Annotated in this window: 15 protein-coding genes and 1 riboswitch; of the genes, 11 read left to right on the top strand and 4 right to left on the bottom strand. The window is 40.4% G+C overall.

The features are described from left to right. Nucleotides 1-57: 57 nt before the first annotated feature. Nucleotides 58-1,512, top strand: coding sequence for a UDP-N-acetylmuramoyl-L-alanyl-D-glutamate--2,6-diaminopimelate ligase (locus JOD21_RS04595; protein ID WP_204728681.1), 1,455 nt, complete (start codon nt 58-60; stop codon nt 1,510-1,512). Between the two features lie 235 nt (nt 1,513-1,747). Here JOD21_RS04595 and JOD21_RS04600 read toward each other — a convergent pair whose 3' ends face one another. After that, nucleotides 1,748-2,962 carry a NupC/NupG family nucleoside CNT transporter gene (locus JOD21_RS04600; protein WP_204728500.1) on the bottom strand — a complete coding sequence of 405 codons (1,215 nt, stop codon included), beginning with the start codon at nt 2,960-2,962 and terminating at the stop codon, nt 1,748-1,750. Nucleotides 2,963-3,102: 140 nt separating this feature from the next. Here JOD21_RS04600 and JOD21_RS04605 point away from each other — a divergent pair, with 140 nt between their 5' ends. Beyond that, complete coding sequence (locus JOD21_RS04605) at nt 3,103-3,342, top strand: YueH family protein (RefSeq protein ID WP_204728501.1); 240 nt, start codon at nt 3,103-3,105, stop codon at nt 3,340-3,342. Between the two features lie 17 nt (nt 3,343-3,359). Here the strand turns inward: JOD21_RS04605 and JOD21_RS04610 are convergent, their stop codons facing one another. Next, complete coding sequence (locus JOD21_RS04610; RefSeq protein ID WP_239581401.1) at nt 3,360-3,992, bottom strand: class F sortase; 633 nt, start codon at nt 3,990-3,992, stop codon at nt 3,360-3,362. A 39-nt stretch (nt 3,993-4,031) separates the two neighbouring features. Then, the gene (locus tag JOD21_RS04615) at nt 4,032-4,832 is read right to left on the bottom strand and encodes a DUF4397 domain-containing protein (protein ID WP_204728503.1); all 801 of its coding nucleotides are present in this window, start codon (nt 4,830-4,832) and stop codon (nt 4,032-4,034) included. A 174-nt stretch (nt 4,833-5,006) separates the two neighbouring features. Here JOD21_RS04615 and JOD21_RS04620 point away from each other — a divergent pair, with 174 nt between their 5' ends. The 9 genes from JOD21_RS04620 to JOD21_RS04660 all read left to right on the top strand — a co-directional run bounded on the left by JOD21_RS04620 (nt 5,007) and on the right by JOD21_RS04660 (nt 18,671). After that, the gene (locus JOD21_RS04620) at nt 5,007-6,572 is read left to right on the top strand and encodes a peptide chain release factor 3 (protein WP_204728504.1); all 1,566 of its coding nucleotides are present in this window, start codon (nt 5,007-5,009) and stop codon (nt 6,570-6,572) included. 146 nt (nt 6,573-6,718) lie between these two features. Then, nucleotides 6,719-7,744, top strand: a complete 1,026-nt coding sequence (locus JOD21_RS04625) for an EAL domain-containing protein (protein ID WP_204728505.1) — start codon at nt 6,719-6,721, stop codon at nt 7,742-7,744. A 306-nt stretch (nt 7,745-8,050) separates the two neighbouring features. Beyond that, nucleotides 8,051-9,418, top strand: coding sequence for a Na+/H+ antiporter NhaC family protein (locus JOD21_RS04630; protein WP_204728506.1), 1,368 nt, complete (start codon nt 8,051-8,053; stop codon nt 9,416-9,418). A 114-nt stretch (nt 9,419-9,532) separates the two neighbouring features. Further along, nucleotides 9,533-12,604 (top strand): efflux RND transporter permease subunit, encoded by a 3,072-nt coding sequence (locus JOD21_RS04635; protein ID WP_204728507.1) that lies wholly within the window; start codon nt 9,533-9,535, stop codon nt 12,602-12,604. An 85-nt stretch (nt 12,605-12,689) separates the two neighbouring features. Next, complete coding sequence (locus tag JOD21_RS04640) at nt 12,690-13,781, top strand: SDR family oxidoreductase (protein ID WP_239581404.1); 1,092 nt, start codon at nt 12,690-12,692, stop codon at nt 13,779-13,781. 53 nt (nt 13,782-13,834) lie between these two features. Beyond that, a riboswitch (yybP-ykoY riboswitch) is annotated at nt 13,835-14,007 on the top strand. Nucleotides 14,008-14,057: 50 nt separating this feature from the next. Then, nucleotides 14,058-14,837: a TerC family protein gene (locus JOD21_RS04645; RefSeq protein ID WP_204728508.1), complete on the top strand. Its 780-nt coding sequence runs from the start codon at nt 14,058-14,060 to the stop codon at nt 14,835-14,837. A gap of 450 nt (nt 14,838-15,287) precedes the next feature. Next, entirely contained in the window at nt 15,288-16,034 is a 747-nt protein-coding gene (gene sigI, locus JOD21_RS04650; RefSeq protein WP_239581406.1) for an RNA polymerase sigma-I factor, read from the top strand. Next, nucleotides 16,031-17,203 carry an anti-sigma factor domain-containing protein gene (locus JOD21_RS04655; protein WP_204728510.1) on the top strand — a complete coding sequence of 391 codons (1,173 nt, stop codon included), beginning with the start codon at nt 16,031-16,033 and terminating at the stop codon, nt 17,201-17,203. The genes sigI and JOD21_RS04655 overlap by 4 nt, the downstream gene beginning before the upstream one ends. A 118-nt stretch (nt 17,204-17,321) precedes the next feature. Continuing rightward, nucleotides 17,322-18,671, top strand: a complete 1,350-nt coding sequence (locus JOD21_RS04660; protein ID WP_204728511.1) for a TrkH family potassium uptake protein — start codon at nt 17,322-17,324, stop codon at nt 18,669-18,671. 35 nt (nt 18,672-18,706) lie between these two features. Here the strand turns inward: JOD21_RS04660 and JOD21_RS04665 are convergent, their stop codons facing one another. Further along, a complete protein-coding gene (locus JOD21_RS04665; protein ID WP_204728512.1) occupies nt 18,707-20,449 on the bottom strand; it encodes a B12-binding domain-containing radical SAM protein in 1,743 nt (580 codons plus the stop codon). Between the last annotated feature and the right edge of the window lie 105 nt (nt 20,450-20,554).

Genomic DNA, 20,554 nt, shown 5'->3' on the forward strand with positions numbered 1-20,554 from the left:
ATAAAATAAGAGTAAAATATCAAATGAAGAAATTATTTAACGAGTGAGGAAATCATGATGAAAACAAATGAATTAATAAAAGATTTATCATTTATTAAACAAACTGGTACACTGCCTGGAGAAATTGCATCACTTGAAATCGATTCAAGAGCAGTAACAGATGGGACCGCATTTATCTGTCAGAAAGGCTATACAGTTGATGGCCATGATTTTGCTGATCAGGCAGTAAGAAATGGCGCGAAGCTCGTCATAACAGAAAAAGAGCTTGAGATTGAGGCCTGTCAGATTATCGTTAAAGACTCTGCACGGGCACTTGCTTTCCTTGCAAACAGGTTTTACAGCTCTCCATCTGAAAAGATGAATGTCTTTGGTGTTACCGGCACCAATGGTAAAACGTCTGTTTCAAACCTGATTCATGAGCTGATCAGAAAGCTGGATGGTCGATCAGCACTCTCAGGTACGATTGGTTTTGATCTTGATGGTGACCTGCGCCAAAGCGCCAATACAACGAGTGATCTTCTGACGACTCAAAAGATGATTCACACGGCAAAAGAGCATGGGATCAGTAATATGATCTTTGAAGTTTCTTCTCACGGTCTTGTTGAAGGCAGGCTGTGGGGTGTTGATTTTGACGTGGCTGTATTTACTAATCTGAGCCATGATCATCTTGATTATCATCACACAATGGAGCACTACGGCTATGCAAAAGGGTTACTTTTTTCTCAGCTTGGACAGGATCTGTCTAAGAAAAAAGCCGCTGTATTAAACCTTGATGATGAATGGTTTGAACGCTATGCACAAATGACACCGCATGAAGTAATCAGTTACAGTATGGAAAAACCGGCTGACTTTTACGCTGAAGATATTCAGTATATGGCAGACCGCACTTATTATAAGCTGATGTCACCTGAAGGGGCATTTGACCTTGAAACGCAGCTGCTTGGAACGTTTAATGTATCAAATACACTCGCTGCGATTGCTGCTTTGTATGCAAAAGGCTACAGGGTATCTGACCTGGTAGAGGCATTAAAGGAAGTTGCACCGGTTTCAGGCAGAATGCAGCTGGTTCCGACCTCAGCACCGCTTTCAATCTATATTGATTATGCTCACACACCTGACGCGATTGAAAAAGCAATTAAGTCGGTGATGCCGTTCAAGAAAAACAGAATCCTTTTCTTAATCGGTACAGGCGGCAATAGGGATAAGTCCAAGCGTCCGGCAATGGCTAAAATGGCATCACTTGCCGACTATGTTGTCTTAACGACAGATGACCCGCGTTATGAAAGCTATGATAGCATTACTTCTGATCTCGAAATAGGGATGGAGCACAAAGGGTATGCATGTATTGGAGACAGGGGAGAAGCAGTCAGACACCTGATGCAGAAGGCGGAACCTGATGATATTATTATTTTCGCAGGCAAAGGACATGAAGACTACCAGATTATCGAAAATACCAAATACCCGCACAGCGACAGCAACATTGCACTTGAAGTCATCGCAGAGCGGTTCTAAGAAAATACCGCACCAAAAAAGGTTGTCCGGATGGACAACCTTTTTTACTAACTATGACAATCAGATAATTGGATTTGCACAGCTGTGATTGGAGCGGAAGGGGGCGACTCCAGCAGGAGAAGTCGGGCAGGTGAGACCCCGGAAGCGCCCTGCGCTGAGGAGGCTTACCGCCGGCCCTGCGGAAAGCGCCCCCTGCAGCGGAAATCAGCAGCCAACTTTAACAGAACCCTTCTGCTTAAAAGAACATACCTGCAATAGATGCAGAAAGCATTGATGCAAGCGCACCGGCTGCAACAGCGCGAATACCCATACGTGCAATATCAGGACGTCTGCTCGGTGCAAGATTACCAAGTCCGCCAAGCAGAATCGCAAGAGAAGAAATATTAGCGAATCCACAAAGTGCGAATGTGATAACTGCTACCGTTTTATCTGAGAATGAATCCATTTCAGGCGCGAAGTTTGCATAAGCGACAAACTCATTCAATACAAGCTTCTGACCGATAAAGTTACCTGCTCTTACTGCTTCATCCCACGGAATACCAATTGCAAATGCAAGAGGTGCAAAAATATAACCAAGAATTAATTCAATTGAAAGCTGTTCAAAACCGAACCAGCCGCCAATTCCACCGAGAATCCCGTTTAACATTGCGATTAAAGCGATGAATGCGATTAACATTGCACCAACGTTAAGAACCAGCTGAAGACCAGTACTTGCACCTTTAGCTGCTGCATCAACTACGTTAGAAGCTTCTTCATCAGCTTCCATTTCGAAGTCTTCAGGGTCAGGACGATCATCTGTCTCAGGAACAAACATCTTTGCCATGACAAGACCTGCAGGTGCAGCCATAAAGCTTGCAGCTAACAGGTATTCAAGTGGTACACCAAGCTGTGAATATCCAATCAGAACAGAACCTGCTACAGAAGCCAGTCCCCCAGTCATAACTGCAAACAGCTCTGAGTTTGTCATATTAGCGATATAAGGCTTTACGACTAACGGTGCTTCAGTCTGTCCAACAAATATGTTGGCTGAAGCTGACATTGACTCAGCTTTTCTTGTGCCAAGCATCCAGGATAGTCCACCGCCTAAAAATTTAATAACAACCTGCATGATTTTCAGATAATACAGCACTGAGATTAAAGAAGAGAAAAAGATAATAATGGTTAATACGTTAATAGCAAATACCATTCCGCCTTCAGCCTGATAGCCGAATCCGCCAAGAACGAAGTCTATACCTGCATTTGCATAGTTGATAATATTATTTACACCAAAAGTCAACCATTCAAGAAAACTTCTACCAACACCGGTCTGAAGAACCAGAAAAGCAAACGTTAATTGAATAGCCAGCCCGACAAGTACTGGCCGCCAATTAATTTTCATTCTATTATTTGAAAAAACAAAGGCAATTCCAAGGATTGTTAAGATCCCGAAAAATCCCCATAAAATATTCATATTTACAGCTCCTAATCGTTTGTAAAATGTGTGTTGCTTAATTGCTTTTCTCATTCTACAATGCAATTGCAAGCGTTTCAATAATCGTCACAGAAACGTCAATAAAAGTATGATGTCTGACATCTGAGGAGGTATGGAACTTGAAAATTAGAAAAAGCTATGGTTCTTACGGAGAAAGAACTGTGTATATTCATGAGAATAAAAAAGAAGAAACAATACTGGTTGCGATTCCCTCGTTAGAATGGTCCTGGTTTTTCACATATGATGAAGCGGGCGGGGAACTGCTTAATCAACTGAGTGAATCGTTGTCTCGCCGGACTGATCAGTCAGAAGCGGAAGAACTTGCTTCACGCATCCGTCAGTGGACGGGGGAAATGTAGCACATATTAAAGGCTGATCAGGCCTGATCAGCCTTTAATTCAGTATATACTACTAATCTCTCAACATATCCACCATTCCCACGGTCAAAATACCCCGTACAAGTAATCAGGTTAAGTCCTTTTTCAGATGAAGAACCAAATATTTCTTCGATAGGAGCTTCGCCTGTATCGTAAGCTACAGAATCTTTTACAACAAACACAAGGGTCTCACCATTACTGTCTGTCACTGTAATCTCATCACCGGGATTCAGTTTTTTCAGATCCCAAAAAACTGCCGGTGCTTTTTCACTGTCAACGTGACCGGCCAGAACAGCATTCCCTCTTTGACCGGGTTTAAAGCCGGGTTCAAACCATGCAACTTCATCCCCATTATCGGGTACTGCCATTCCGCCTGATTCATCAAGTCCGTACGGATTGACAACTGCATCTACACCAATCGCCGGAATTGTTACTCTGTTTGGTTTCAGGGATGTATCCCGTACAATAGAAGTAACAGTCGGCTCACTTTGGCTGGTGTCATCATTTTCTGTTTCAGCATCATCTATTACCGGCTGAGGACTTTGTGCTTCAATTTTCTCAGTATCTTCTGCAGAAGGAGCAGCCGTATCTGCAGAAAAAAGCTGATCAGATGATGAGCATCCACTCATCATCAAAATCAGCCCTGTAAATATCAATAGTCTTTTCATTAATTAAGATTGGAATACGCGCTTACGGAATACAATGAGAAGTGCTGCTCCGGCAGCCATTGCTGCTACTGCCATCATTCCTGCATTAGACTGGTCAGCTGCTCCACCCATACCTGTTTCAGGCATTTCAGATGGCATACCGGATGAAGCCGGTGCTGTTACAACTAATGCTTCAATGCTGTCAAGTGTATTAACTGCATACACACTGTAAGCCATTCCAGCTTCTAGTGCAGTCCCTGACAGGTCAAGTACCTGGTCACCTTCTGGCGTACGTACTTCTAAGTCATATGTTCCAGCTTCAAGTTCAGCAAAATCAGTTACGCCTGGGAATTCAGCGCCAGAAAATACTGCATCTCCACCGATCAGACCAACATCAACTGCCGGTGCATCAGGAGAGAAGTGACCTGCACGAACTTTTGTCATTCCTTCACCAATTGAAAGGTCGTCCTGTGTCACATTCAGTTGAATGCTATCAAGTGTTCCTACAGCAGCTGCAGTATAGTACATACCTTCTTCAACTGTAAGTGTCTCTGAAATGACAGCTGTTTCTGTGTCTCCGGCAGGGAAGATTTCAACTTCATGATCTCCTGCAGGAAGTGCTAAGTAATCAGTGAATGCTTTGAATTCTGCGCCTTCAACGACTGCTTCTCCATTGACATACACATCAACAGCAGGTGCATCAGGTGATGCGTGAATAACTCTTACCCAACCTTCTCCACCTTCATGATTGTCTGCTAATGCAGCGCCGCCCATCATAGCCATAACCATAATCGCAGCAGCAAGGGTACTGAAAAGTTTCTTCACAAAAATCACTCTCCTTTTTTTATTGGTACAAGTAATGTACAACTTATTTATACAATGTGTTTAACATTTGCACAACTCTGAATGTGCTTATTTACATGTTGAGTCTGATTGCAATATGTTATAGAAACTAATATGATGTTACTTGTAGAAATTCATACATGAGAGGAAATGGATATGACATTTATAGATGAGGTAAAATCACGGCGGACGTTTGCAATTATTTCTCACCCGGATGCCGGTAAAACAACGCTGACAGAGCAGCTGTTATTATTCGGCGGAGCAATCAGAGCTGCCGGAACTGTTAAAGGAAAAAAAACCGGGAAGTATGCAACTTCGGACTGGATGGAAATTGAGAAGCAGCGTGGGATCTCGGTAACATCCTCAGTTATGCAGTTTGATTATTCAGGTAAAAGAATCAACATTCTTGATACACCAGGTCACCAGGACTTCAGTGAAGATACGTATCGAACACTGATGGCAGTTGACAGTGCAGTCATGATTATTGATGCTGCTAAAGGGATCGAGGCACAGACTTTAAAGCTGTTCAAGGTGTGTAAGATGAGAGGTATTCCAATTTTTACATTTGTTAATAAGCTCGACCGTCAGGGACGAGAACCTCTTGAAATTATGGAAGAGCTTGAAGAAGTACTTGGCATAGAATCATATGCAATGAACTGGCCAATCGGAATGGGGAAAGAATTCCTCGGCATTTATGACCGTTATCATAAGAGAATTGAACAGTTCAGAGTCGAAGATGACCAGCGTTTCCTTCCATTGAATGAGGAAGGAGAACTGGACGGAGATTATGATATTAAAAACTCTTCTCTTTATGATCAGGCGCTTGAGGATGTCATGCTTTTGAATGAAGCCGGAAATGAATTTACAACAGACCGTTTGCAAAATGGTGAGGTTACACCTGTGTTTTTCGGGAGTGCACTGACAAACTTTGGTGTTCAGACGTTCCTTGAAACGTATCTGCAGTTTGCTCCTATGCCTCAGCCACGTAAAACGGACCAGGGGGAAGTAGCGGCAACTGAGGAAGAATTTTCAGGTTTCATATTTAAGATCCAGGCGAATATGAACCCTGCACACCGTGACAGAATTGCTTTCCTTAGAATATGTTCAGGACAGTTTGAAAGAGGAATGCCTGTTCAGCTGAGCAGAACAGGTAAAACGATTAAGCTGAGCTCTTCAACTTCATTTCTCGCTGATGACCGTAATACGGTTGACAATGCAGTAAGTGGAGATATTATTGGTATTCACGATACAGGAAATTATCAGATAGGTGATACACTCTCAGGCGGTAAAAAAAGTTTTGCGTTTGAAAAGCTGCCTCAGTTCACACCGGAACTATTTATGCGAGTTACAGCAAAAAATGTGATGAAACAAAAGCACTTCCATAAAGGGATCAATCAGCTTGTACAGGAAGGTGCTATTCAGCTGTATAAAACATATCGAACAGATGAAATTATATTAGGTGCTGTCGGACAGCTGCAATTTGAAGTGTTCGAACACAGAATGAAGAATGAATATAACACGGATGTCATGATGGAGAATATCGGGTCAAAAATTGCCAGATGGATTGAAAATGAGGAAGATGTGAAAGATGCTATGTCTTCGCAAAGAAGTATGCTGGTGAAAGATAGGTACGGTAAGCTTGTGTTCCTTTTTGAGAACGATTTTGCTATGAGATGGTTCTCTGATAAACATCCTGAAATAAAATTGTATAGTCTCTTATAAAGTATATGAGTCAAAAATAACCCTCCCTGAGCATTAGGGGAGGGTTATTTTTTGAAAAAAGAATAATATTTACTACGATATAGGAATAAAGTATGTTTTTAAGGGTAGATAATTAGCAGTATTAAAAAGAAGGTGGGGGCGTTAATATGTTTACAAAGTGTGCAAATTGTGGTGTTAATATGAAGTTTTCAGATGAAGGGACATTTCATTTGAAAAATATTTCTGAAAGTGAAATTAAATCTTTGTCCTTTCCTGTGATTGGCCTTGGTGATACGTATAAATCAGGATATCAGAGTCTTGAACAGCTTGCAGAAATGGCAGATGAAGTTTCAGCAGTTAATAGTGAGTTGGAATGTGGTATATCAGCTAAGAATAATTATGCACAATATATGAAAGCAGATCTTTTTAAAACTCGGCTTGAAAATAGAGAAACGGTTGAATTTATTCAAAGCGGAAAACTGATCAGTCATTTGCAGCCAATCGTAAATATATCTACAGGAGAATTGTATGCTTACGAATCTTTATTACGTGCAGATAGTAGTGAAAAACCAATTTCACCCTATGAATTATTCCAGGTAGCAAATAAAGCTGAAATGCATTCACTGTTAGATCAGCGTGCAAGAGAAGAAGCAATCCGCGCGAGAAAGAATCATATTCAATCAGGTGTAAAGAGCTTTATTAATTTTCTTCCTTCAACAATTTATAACCCGGAATATTGTCTGCAGCATACATTTCATGTAGTTAATAAATATAATGTAGATCCGGCAGACCTTGTATTTGAAGTAGTGGAAACTGAAAAAATTCAGGATGTAAATCATTTGAAAAAAGTGTTCGAAACATACAAGCGTGAAGGGATGAAAGTTGCTTTAGACGATGTAGGAGCAGGATTCTCTACAATTGAGATGCTAAAGCTGCTTGAACCAAACTACGTAAAAATTGATCGTTCTTATGTAGACAGATGCGATGAAGACTCAGAAAAACAAAAGTTTCTTAAAGAGGTTACACATGTTTCGAAAGAGCTTGGCATTACTGTATTAGCCGAGGGCCTTGAAAGAATTGAAGAATTAAAGGTCTGCAAAGATGTAGGCATCGACCTTTGTCAGGGTTATCTGATAGGAAAACCTGAACCGACTGCCAAAACACCGATCATTAATACATCAGTGGCTTCTTAAAGATTTTTTCTTGACTCAACAGAAAATCCGATATAAAATCATAGTACACTTTATCACTTAAAAGCGTTTAAGTAAAACAGTATATTGCGATGATCCGCAGATACAGTAGATGTTTGGACTGCAGTAATCAGAGACTGGGAGTATGCTGAAATCTCAGGCTGTTCAGATGTTGAATTACACCTGCACGATGGATGTACGTCAAAAGAGAGCAACATGCTAATTTGGGTGGTACCGCGGAGTTAACTTCGTCCCTCTATGGGAGACGGAGTTTTTTTGTGTGCAGATTGATATATTGGAGGATTAAGGATGAAAAATATAAAAAGAACAGCTACTCCTTCTCTGGCAGAAGGAATCATGATTTTAATCATGATCATAGGCATCATGAGTGTTAGTATGATTGGATTTGGTTCAGTTCCGCATATTCCGATTATGATTTCGATATTACTTCTATTATTATTTGGACTTTTTAAAAAGTCACAGTTCAATGAGCTCCAACAAGGTATGACTACAGGTGCGGCAACAGGTCTTGGTGCAATATTTATTTTTATCTTTATTGGTATGTTAATCAGTGCCTTTATGCTGTCGGGAACAATCCCTACATTAATGTACTATGGTTTATATCTGACTGAATTCCCATTCTTTTTTGCAGCTGTATTTGCTATTACAGCCATTATCGGAATCAGCATTGGCAGCTCTTTAACGACGGTAGCTACTGTGGGTGTTGTATTTATCAGTATTGCAGGTTCACTCGATTTCTCCCTTGCTGTTACAGCCGGGGCGATAGTATCAGGTGCATTTTTCGGGGATAAAATGTCGCCTTTATCCGATACAACCAATCTTGCCTCATCAGTAGTAGGCGTTGATTTGTTTGAACACATCAGGCATATGTCAATGACGACGGTTCCTGCATTTATTCTAACAGCTGTATTTTTTATGTTCTTTCCTGCAGATCTGCAGGCGGAAGCAGCAGGAAGTGTTGTTCAGCTTGGGGATGACCTGATTGGTACGGGACTGGTTCACTGGTATAGCCTGTTGCCGATCGGACTGCTGTTTTTATTTGCTGCGAAAAAAGTACCGGCACTATTAACGTTAACTGCTGCAATTATGTTCAGTATTGTCATCTCATATTTTCATTCGGCAACGCCTGTGTCTGAACTGTTCCGGATTTTATTTTCCGGGTATGTATCAGGCTCTGATAGTGAACAGGTAAATGAATTGCTGAGTCGTGGCGGGGTGGAGTCAATGATGTTTACAGTTTCGCTGGTTGTTCTTGCGCTGGGTCTCGGAGGATTATTATTCACAACAGGTATCATTCCTGTATTATTTGAACGAATGACAAATCAGAAAAACACATTATTCAAAGCAGCAGGAACTGCTATTGGTACAAATGTGCTGGTAGGAGAACAATATTTGTCTATTTTGCTGACAGGTGAAACATTTGCTCATCAGGTGGATCAGGAGAAAATTGAACGTAAAAATTTATCGAGGGTTCTTGAAGACGCGGGAACCGTGATTAATCCATTAGTCCCGTGGGGCGTATGCGGTGTATTTATCACAAGTGTGCTGAATGTCAGCGTATTAGACTATTTACCATTTGCATTTTTCTGCCTGGTCTCACCAGTTATTACATTAATCTATATCAAAACAGGCTGGACCATTACGAAAAACGGATGATTTGATGATATTGTGAACGAAGCATTTTAAAATTGATTAGCGACAGGTTTGTCGGTATAGTGAAAAGTACAGTAAAGTGCCAGTCTGTGCAGATTGGCGGAAGGAGCGTTTCACTTGAATATCAGTCGTTTTTCAATCCGGCGACCTGTTTTTACGATCGTCACCATGCTGATTGTTCTTCTGATCGGAACAATCTCATTGACCAGAATTCCCCTGCAGCTGATCCCAAATATTAATGCACCTGTTTCAGTTGTTGTTACTTCATACCCGGGAGCGGGACCTACTGAAGTATTAGAAAAAATAACGAAACCAATTGAGTCTGAAGTATCACTACTTCCAGGGCTGGAAAGTGTCCAGTCTACTTCAACAGAAGGCTCAAACCTGATTTTGCTCGAATTTAACTTCTCTACTGATATAGAAGAAATTGAAGCTGATATCAGACAGGCGGTAGAACAGGCACAGTTACCTGATGATGCAAATGAACCGCGAGTCCTGCAGTTCGACCCATCTCAATTTCCAGTTATTCAGATGAGCCTTCGTTCAGGAGAGGAAGGCACGGATATCAGGGAACTTGCAGAAGAACTGGAAGTGGAGCTCACTCGGACTGAAGGTGTTGCAAGTGTTGATATCTCTAACTCACTCTCTGAAGAGGTCAGAATTTCACTTGATCAGACTCAGCTTGAAACGTATGGCTTAACTCAAACTGATATTTCAAACTCAATTCAGTCTAATAACATTTCATTTCCCGGTGATTCAGTTGAAACTGATGGGAAAAGCCTGACAACCAGAATTTTAAGTACGCTCACTTCAGTAGAAGATATTAAAGAACTTGTAGTATCTGCAGACCCGGAGACCGGAGAAGATATCACAATCAGTGATGTTTCTGAGATTACGCTTGGAGAACCTGAGCAGAATGTTATCACTAGAGCAAATGAAGAAGATGCAGTTCTAATTAGTGTGCTCCAGGAATCAGATGCGAATACTGCTGATGTATCTACGGCTTTTCAGGAGTCACTTGATGAATTGCTGGATGAAGAACGTTATGAAAATGTAACAGCCGATGTACTTTTCGACCAGGGGGATTATATCCAGCTGGCGATCGGAAATATTGCAAGCTCACTGATTTTCGGGGGCATATTTGCAATGGCAGTATTGTTTCTATTTTTAAGAAATATTAAAAGTCCGATTATCATCGGTGTAGCCATTCCATACTCAGTGATTGTCACATTTGTTCTGATGTACTTTGCAGATTTCTCACTGAATATCTTCACACTTGGTGCACTTGCACTCGGAATCGGGATGCTCGTCGATAATGCGATTGTTGTACTAGAAAATATTTATCGTCATCTCGCTATGAAGAAGGATCCTAAAACAGCTGCTAGAGAAGGCTCAAAAGAAGTTGCCAGTGCAATAACAGCTTCCACACTGACCACAATTGCTGTTTTTATACCAGTCGTTTTCATTGAGGGTCTGATCGGGGATCTGTTCACTGAATTTGCTTTAACGATTTCATTCAGTTTATTTGCCTCGCTTGTTGTTGCTTTGACAGTGATCCCGATGCTTGCGAGCAAAATGCTGAAAGAGCCGAAAGAAGATATTGAAGAAAAACGGAGAGAATCACCATTTATCAAACGTTTTATCAATTCAGTAAGATGGTCTTTAAAACGCAGATGGCTGCCGTTGCTTATCATGACAGCGTTACTTGGGGCAAGTGGATACGGATTATTCAGCGTCGGTACACAATTCCTTCCGGCGACAGATGAAGGATTTTTCGACATCAGTGTCTCACTTGAAAACGGAACTGCTATAGAAGAAACTGAAGCTGTGGTTGATGCAATTGAAGAAGAGCTGATGCAGGAAGAGTCAATAGATGTCTACTTGAGTCAGATCGGATCATCTCAGCAGGGATCCTTCGATGGATCTACCGATGGTTCAACTGCAAGTATTTTTGTTAAAATGGTGCCGCTTGATGAACGTGACATATCCATTTTTGAACTGATCGAAGATATTTCACCACAAATCGAAGATGCTGCAGCTGAAGTGAATGAGACAGCAGAAGTATCGGCTTCACTACAGACAGCAACAGGTACATCTCCGCAGACATTATCTTTTGATGTGAGAGATGTGAATGAAAACCGACTTAATGAATCAGTTGAAGAAATTAGAGAAGCACTGCTGGCACTTGATTCAATTACAGAAGTTGAAACAGACCTTGAAGATACAGTAGAAGAGGTCCAGATTGAAATTAATAGAGAAGAAGCCAGAACTGCAGGCCTTGCTCCTGCCCAGATCGCCCAGGAGGTTAATGCTGTAACACGTGGTGCACTCGCAACTCAAATCATTACAGATGATTCAAATGTGTATGATGTGTACATTCAGTATGAAGAGGATATTGCGAACACAATTGAAGGACTTGAAGATCTATCGCTGCGCTCTCCTTCAGGAGAATTTGTCGCACTCGGCGACGTTGCAGATATCATAATTGGTGAAGGTCCTGTATCGATACAAAGAATCGATCAGCAGTCTGCTGTAGGATTCACCGCTTCTTATACGACTGACACAAATCTCGGAGTTGTGTCTCAAGAAGTAGACGAAGCAATTGCAGATCTTAATCTGCCTGAAGAAACTGAAGTTGTATTTGGCGGGGATAGAGAGCTGCTTGAAGATTCTATCGTGGACATGCTTCTTGCTGTCGCCCTTGCGATTGTCCTCGTATACTTTGTAATGGCGGCGCAATTCGAATCATTTAAATACCCGTTTGTTATTATGTTCACTGTACCGCTAATGATTATTGGTGTTGCGCTTGCTCAATTTATTACGCAAACACCAGTAAGTGTAACGTCGATTATTGGATTACTCATATTAACCGGTATCGTAGTTAATAATGGTATTGTGCTTGTTGATTATATTAATCAGCGCAAACAGTCAGGAATGGAGAGTTACGATGCCATCGTTACTTCGGTACGTGACCGTGCCAGACCGATTCTGATGACGGCACTGACTACAATTCTGGGACTTGTACCATTGGCTCTTGGATTTGGTGAGGGGACAGAGATTAATCAGCCTATGGCAATTACAGTCATCGGTGGATTAATCAGTTCGACATTCCTTACACTTTATATTGTGCCGATTATCTACAGTTTTATTGACCCTGCAACCAGAAGAATGAATAAAAAAGCGAAATAACCTTTAAAGGGCTGAGACGCATATGTCTCAGCCCTTTATTAATTAACCATTTATTCTGTATAATTGGTAAAAAAGGAGTGGTGGGATGAAGACAGGATATTTTATGACAGGATTTCCGGGTTTTATCAGTGAAAAGCTGTTAAGGAAATGGCTGAATGAGAAAGATGAAAAACATATTTACTTACTTGTGCTTCCTTCGATGCAGCAAAAAGCAGCTGCAAGAATTGAGCAGCTTAAGTGTGAAATCCAGACTGTATCCACAATTCATATTGTACAAGGAGACATTACAAAAAAAGATATTGGTTTATCTTCGACTGTTCATACTTACTTAAAAGATAAAATAAATTATGTCTGGCATCTTGCAGCAGCGTACGACCTGGCTATTGATCAGCCGACAGCATATAAGGTAAATGTGAAAGGGACTTATCATGTAAATGAGTGGGTTAAGTCTCTGACAACATTAAAACGATATGTATATTTTAGTACCGCTTATGTTGCCGGCAGAAGAAACGGGCTTATTAAAGAAAATGAGCTGATCAGACCGGAGCAGTTCAGAAATTACTATGAAGAAACGAAATTCGAAGCGGAAGTACTTGTAGATAAGATGAAAGAGGAGTACCCGGTTACGATTTTACGGCCTGGGATCGTAAAAGGTGATACTGCAACAGGCGAAACAAGTAAGTTTGATGGGCCATATTATTTACTGAATATATTTGATAAAACTAAAAACTTTTCACGTATTCCATACATTAGCAGGAGCAGCGCAAAATTAAACGTTGTACCTGTCGAATATGTGATTGATGCAGCTTCTTACCTTGGAAGGTATGAAGAAAGTGCGGGAAAGACATATCACCTGACAGATCCAAACCCCTACCCGGCGAGAGAGATCTACAGGTTTCTAATGCAAAAGCAAACCGGGAAAACACCAAAAGGCTTTATATCCCACAAAATGATGGATAAAGCATTAGCAATTCCTAAAGTAAGAAAACACCTGGGAGCTGAAAGAGAAGGACTTGAATATTTCTTCTGGGATGGAGAGTTTGACCAGGCTGAAACAGCAGGAGATTTAAAAGGTTCAGGTATCAGGTGTGCAGACTTTCTGGATGGTCTTGACGCGATGATAGCATTTTATAATCGACATAAAGACGAAAAAGAATTTCATACTTTGATAAAATAACCTTGTAAAAAATCCCTGCAATGATATAATAAATTCAATTCAATAGCGCTTTGACATCTGTCAAGGGGGAGTAGCTTTAGCTGTTAATCAGCTAATTATGATCGTCACGACATGAACACAGCGGTTCATCGGTCATAATGGCATTGTCATAATGCTTAGCAAGACCTTTGCCTTTTATTAGGCAAAGGTCTTTTTATGTTTATTTCACCTGTTATGGCAAATGATTAATTCCTGGCGAATTGGAGAAAATGAAAAGATACAAGAGGAGGATACAAAATGGATGCAGCATTGTTACTGGAGTATGGCTGGGTACTGCTGATTCTGATTGGACTTGAAGGAATTCTCGCAGCTGATAACGCAGTTGTGATGGCAGTTATGGTTAAGCATTTGCCACCTGAACAGCGTAAAAAGGCATTATTCTACGGATTATTTGGAGCATTTGTTTTCAGATTTGCTTCACTGTTTTTAATTGCAATATTAATTGACGTGTGGCAGGTGCAGGCAATCGGAGCTGCTTATCTGCTCTATATTTCAATCAGTCATGTAGTTAAACAAATCAGATCAAAAAATAATGATACAGTTGAAGCTGATGAAGCTGAAAAATCCGCTAAAGGATCAGGCTTCTGGATGACAGTATTAAAAGTTGAACTTGCTGATATTGCGTTTGCAGTTGATTCCATGCTGGCTGCAGTTGCACTTGCGTTAACACTGCCGGCAGTTGGAGCTTTTGAAATTGGAGGAATGGATGGCGGACAATTCATTGTCATTTTCCTCGGCGGGCTGATCGGCCTGATCATTATGCGTTTTGCAGCACATTGGTTTGTAAAGCTGCTTGGTAAATATCCATTGCTTGAAACAACAGCTTTCTTAATTGTTGGATGGGTTGGTGTAAAGCTAGCCGTTCTGACACTTGGACATCCAAATGTTCAGCTGATTGATACGCATTTTCCACATTCAACAGAATGGAAAATCATTTTCTGGTCAGTACTCGTGCTAATTGCAGGAGGAGGATACGTGTTAGCAAAAAGAAAAGGTCAGGAAAGTTCTGCGCATTAATTATGCCCTTGTCAAATTTGGCTGGTGATTTCCTCACCAGATTTGCTAAACAACATTTAACTATAACAATGCGTTAATGATGAAAAAGCTGGGACTATGTCTCAGCTTTTTTATTTTATTTCAAAGCTTTGTTAAAGCCTAATGTGGTTTTAGAACAGCTCGTGAATACAGCGTTAAAGGGTACGACTCCAAGCAGGAGAAACGTGATAGAGCGCCAAGCGCTGAGGAGGTCAGATTGAATCGGAGCCACAAGACGGCTTCATTCGGAAAGCGTTTTATTTGTAACATAAAATTGGGCAGCTGACTTTAACAGAGCTTATTTCAAAGAAATTAAAAAGACCCCCTTATATTACAAAGACATTACGTAAAGTTTATTAAAAGGGAAATGTTTCTTTCAACACAGTTTACCGGTACAATTTATCTATCATGTGTTGAATAGAGGTGGAGAGGTTGATATCTTTCCTATTATTTGGGTTATATAAGTTTTCTTCTAAAGCTACGCTTGAAGAAAAAGTGAAGCAGATACAAATAGGGGATACTGAGCTGTTATCAGAAGTGCTTGAAGCATATAAGCCTTTTGTTAAAAAAACCGCTTCAAAAGTATGCCGCCGTTATATATATGATTCTGACGATGAGTTTAGTGTTGCACTGATTGCTTTTCATGACGCGCTAATCAAGTATCAGCCTGATAAAGGGGCTTCAGTGATCAGTTTCTCGGAACTTGTAATCAAACGTCGTGTCATTGATTATTTGCGTACTCATCAAAAGGAAAAACAGGAGATATTATTTGAGCCAGGCAGTGAGTCTGTGGAATCAGCAGGTTATCTTGAAAATGATCAGTCAATGAAAGCTTTTGCCAGTGAACAGGATGCTGAAGCAAGAAAAGAAGAGATATTAAGATATAGTGCATCACTGAAAGAGTATGGTTTGTCATTTAATGAACTTGCAGTCAGCTCACCGAAACATAAGGATGCAAGGGAGAATGCGGTCTTTATTGCAAAACTGGTCAGCTCAAACAGTGAATGGTTTGCTGAACTGAGAAGGAAAAAAAGGCTTCCGATCAAGCAGATCGAAAAAGAAGTGGATGTCAGTAGAAAGACCATTGAAAGGAATCGTAAATATATCATCGCAGTAGCAATTTTAATCAACGGCCACTTTCCTTATCTTTATGAGTATGTGAAGGAGCAATTGCAATGAAAAAAGGAATCGTAATGGAAATTAAAAAACGGCACTTAATTCTTTTAACTGTTGATGGCGAATTCTGCAGAGTTAAAAGTCCGGGTGGGCACGTCCATATCGGAGAAGGGGTCGTGGCAAATGAGTATAGTGCGCGCAGTTATCCCCATATTGCTGCTGCCGGCGCGCTCGTGGCAATTATGATGCTGGCTTTTGTCATATTAGAACCGGTATTTAATCAGAAAACTTATGCCTATGTCGCAGTGGATATTAATCCAAGTTTTGAAATTGAATTAAATAAAGGCACTGAGGCAATAAAAGTTGACGCAGTAAATCAGGATGCACAGAAATTGATCGGAAATCTGGAACTTGAAAATCTTGATATTGAAGAAGTGATATCAATCATCATTAATGAAAGTATTCAGGAAGGTTATTTATTACCTGAAAATGGACAAGTGACGATATCGACAGTGATCTCTGAAGAGGCTGATCAATCATTTGAAGAAGAACTGGAGTCACTTTTAGCAAATGTCTCCAGGGAGGCAGATGTATCGAATTTTGCGTTTTATGAAGGTTCACTCAGAGATGTTGAGGCTGCTGATAGACGGGGTATTTCATTTGGGCAACTGCTGGCAGAAAAAAATAGTAAAAGTGAAGAGGATATCACTCCTGAAAAACCAGTCATTGTAGAAACTGAAACGGCGGATAAGGAAGATGATGAAACCTTAGAAGATCTACAAGAAAACGATCATGAGGAAACCCTGGTGGATGAAGAGGAAACAACAGAAGATAAAAATGACCAAAACCAAGATTTGCCTGAAACAGAAGCTGAAAATACAAGTGTGGAAGATGATATAATAGAGAGTAATAAAGACAGTAATAGCAGTGGCAATAACGGTAACAGTGGCAATAACGGCAACAGCGGTAATAACGGTAACAACGGAAAGAATGGCAATAGCGGTAACAACGGCAACAACGGGAACAATGGCAATAGCGGTAACAACGGCAACAACGGCAACAACGGCAACAATGGGAACAATGGCAATAGCGGTAACAACGGCAACAGCGGTAACAACGGCAATAGCGGTAACAATGGCGACAACAGCAATAATGGCAACAACGATATCAATGGAAACAACGGCAACAGCGGAAACAGCGGCAACAACGGAAACAACGGAAACAACGACTAAGCAGGAGCAATCCTGCTTTTTTGTATGTAAAATATTCAGGCCTTCTGAAAAAAGCTGTTTAAATACCGCCAGTTTTCATATAAGCTATGTATAGATTTAAACGAAAGGAACTATAATCATGTGGCAGATGCTGAAAGACCGGCTTAGAAAGATGAAACCTGCCCAGTTGATTGTCAGCTATTACTTTTTGGCTATCAGTTTATCATTTGGACTGTTACGGCTGCCCTGGGTGCATAAGCCCGATCAGGAAGTTTCGTTAATTGATTCACTGTTTACTGCTGTAAGCGCAGTTAGCGTTACAGGCCTGTCAGTGATTCAGATTTCGGATACTTACACTGTATTTGGGATCGTTATGGTGATGCTGATTCTTCAATTGGGTGGTATCGGGATAATGTCCCTTGGCACATTCATCTGGTTATTAATCGGAAAAAGAATTGGACTAAGAGAACGTCAGTTAATTATGCTTGATCACAATCAATATAACTTATCAGGCGTTGTAAAATTAATCATTGAGATTATAAAAATTCTATTAATTATTGAAGCAATTGGAGCGCTGTTATTAAGCCTGTATTTCACACAATTTTATGAGACATGGTCTGAAGCTGTTTTACATGGCGTGTTTGCTTCAGTATCAGCAACAACCAATGGAGGATTTGATATTACAGGTCAATCTATGATTCCTTACGCTGATGATTATTTTGTCCAGATGGTAACGATTCTGCTCATTATTCTGGGTGCGATAGGATTTCCTGTACTGATTGAGGTAAAACAGTTTATCAGTCATAAGTCAGGGCCATTCAGATTTTCACTGTTTACTAAACTAACAACGATTACGTTTGGTATCTTATTAATTGTGGGAACGCTTCTGATCTATTTAATCGAATTTAATCAGAGGTTTGAAGGGTTAAGCTGGCATCAGGGATTATTCTACGCATTATTCCAGTCAGTGTCGACCCGTTCAGGGGGACTGGTGACAATAGAGGTAAGCACCTTTACGGAGCCAACTCAGTTAATATTAAGTCTGTTGATGTTTATCGGGGCTTCACCAAGTTCTGTAGGTGGCGGGATCAGGACCACAACCCTGGCAATCGCAGTATTATTTCTGATTAACTTTTCAAGAGGAAGACATCAGATCCAGGTGTTTGGTCGTGAGATTCACCTGATTGATATTTTCCGCTCTTATGTAGTTATTATTTTAGCGGTATTAATGTCGATGGTATCGGTTATCACAATCATGATCATTGAAGATTTGAATGTTATTTCAGTCATATTTGAAGTCACATCTGCATTCGGAACTTCGGGTATGTCTATGGGAATTACACCTACATTATCTACACCGAGTAAAATCATATTGATGTTCCTGATGTTTATTGGACGTGTCGGACTGATTTCATTCCTGTTCATGATTGGCGGAAATAATAAAAAAGAAAAATTCCGTTATCCAAAAGAACGGGTTATTATCGGATAATACAAAAAGAACCTCAATCTCTGAGGTTCTTTTTGTTAAGATATTAAATGCTGAACACTTGTTTTTGGAAATTCAAATATCGATGCTATTCCGTTTTTCGGATGATAGTAAGCAAGCAGATAAGTGGAAACCGACTCGCCGTCAGTCAGCTTTAAGCCTTCCTCAAGTACTGTATGCTTATATAATTCCTTCTGTTTCAAATTCAATGCAGTAAATGCTTCTCCAGCGATAGACGGGTCACTGAGCAACCCTTCGTAAACACTGCTGAAGTTTTTATCCTCTTTACCCCACCATGCTTTACGGGGCTTAAATTTATGGTTTTTCAGATAATCTTTTTTCATCAGATAAGTTGTATTTTCAAGTGCATCAGGCTTATATATTTCTATAAACTGATAGAGGCGTTTAAACAGATCCTCAAGCTGATGACCAATTCTAGACCAGCCCGACTCATCCCAGAAAGTACCGAAATCCTGATAAAAATCAAATGGTGTGTCAAATACATCTCCGGTTAAATAGGCAATCGTTTCATCGAGTCGATGATCATTCCAGTATTTTTCCAAAACATCTTCAACCTGCTTGATCCTGAGAATCTCATCAAATGTCAGCTGATTGTTGCTGAGGATCTCATAAGGCGCATGATCCATATAGACATAGTCATGTTCAGCGGCATTTATTCTAAGCCCTGTTCCACGAAGCATCTTTAAAAACCCTAGCTGCAGTTCTTCAGGTTCAAGTTCATACACGTCATTAAAGGTTTGTTTGAATGAAGCATAATTTTCTTCAGGAAGACCGGCAATCAGATCAAGGTGCTGCGCAATTTTACCGCCATCTCTTACCATGGTGACAGTACGCTTGAGTTTTTCAAAGTTCTGTTTACGTTTTACAAGTTCGTTCGTGTGATCATTCGTTGACTGTACACCTATTTCAAAACGGAATAATCCTGCAGGGGCATGATCATTCAGATACTGAATCACTTCAGGACGCATAATATCACCGGTGATTTCAAACTGAAAAACGGTGCCGGGCTTATGCTCATGAATTAGAAATTCAAACATTTCCATCGCATAGCTTCTGCTGATATTAAACGTTCTATCTACAAACTTAAAAACACGTGCTCCGTGTTCCATTAAATAACGGATATCTGCTTTTACAGCCTCACGGTCAAAATATCTTACGCCTGTTTCAATTGAAGAAAGGCAGAATTGACATTGAAAAGGGCAACCTCTGCTTGTTTCAATATAAGTGATTCTTTTGCCCAAAGAAGATTGATCTTCTTCAAATCTGAAGGGTGAAGGCAGCGCTTTTAAATCAGTTTTTGCAGGCTGGGGGCGCAGGTGCATTTTCCCGTCAGCCAGGCTTGCTGCACCGTGAACATCAGAAAATTCAATCGTGCCTGAGAAATAATCAAGCAGTTCTTTGAAAGTCTTTTCTCCTTCACCGATTACAATAAAATCTGCATGGTCCTGAAGCCGGTTAAGCCAGTATTGTACATCATACGTAACTTCCGGTCCGCCGAGTATTACTTTTACCTCAGGCAAAATCTTTTTCAACATGCCGATTACCTGAATGGTTTCTTCAATATTCCATATATAGCAACTGAATCCTATTACATCAGGCTTTTTTGCATATAAATCTCCGGCAATATTTAAGATTGGATCATTAATCGTATATTCAGCAAGCTCTATGTCATACTCATTCTCAGCTGCTGCCTTTAAATATCTGATGGCAAGATTCGTGTGAATATATTTGGCATTTAGTGACGCCAGTACTGTTTTCATGTTCCTTCTCCTTTATTAACAAATCAATATTAAGTGTACATGACCATATACAGACTGGCAATGAAGTTCTTTATAATGAATCATCTTGAATGAAAAGGTTTATTT

Source organism: Jeotgalibacillus terrae, assembly GCF_016908195.1.
GTDB lineage: Bacteria > Bacillota > Bacilli > Bacillales > Jeotgalibacillaceae > Jeotgalibacillus > Jeotgalibacillus terrae.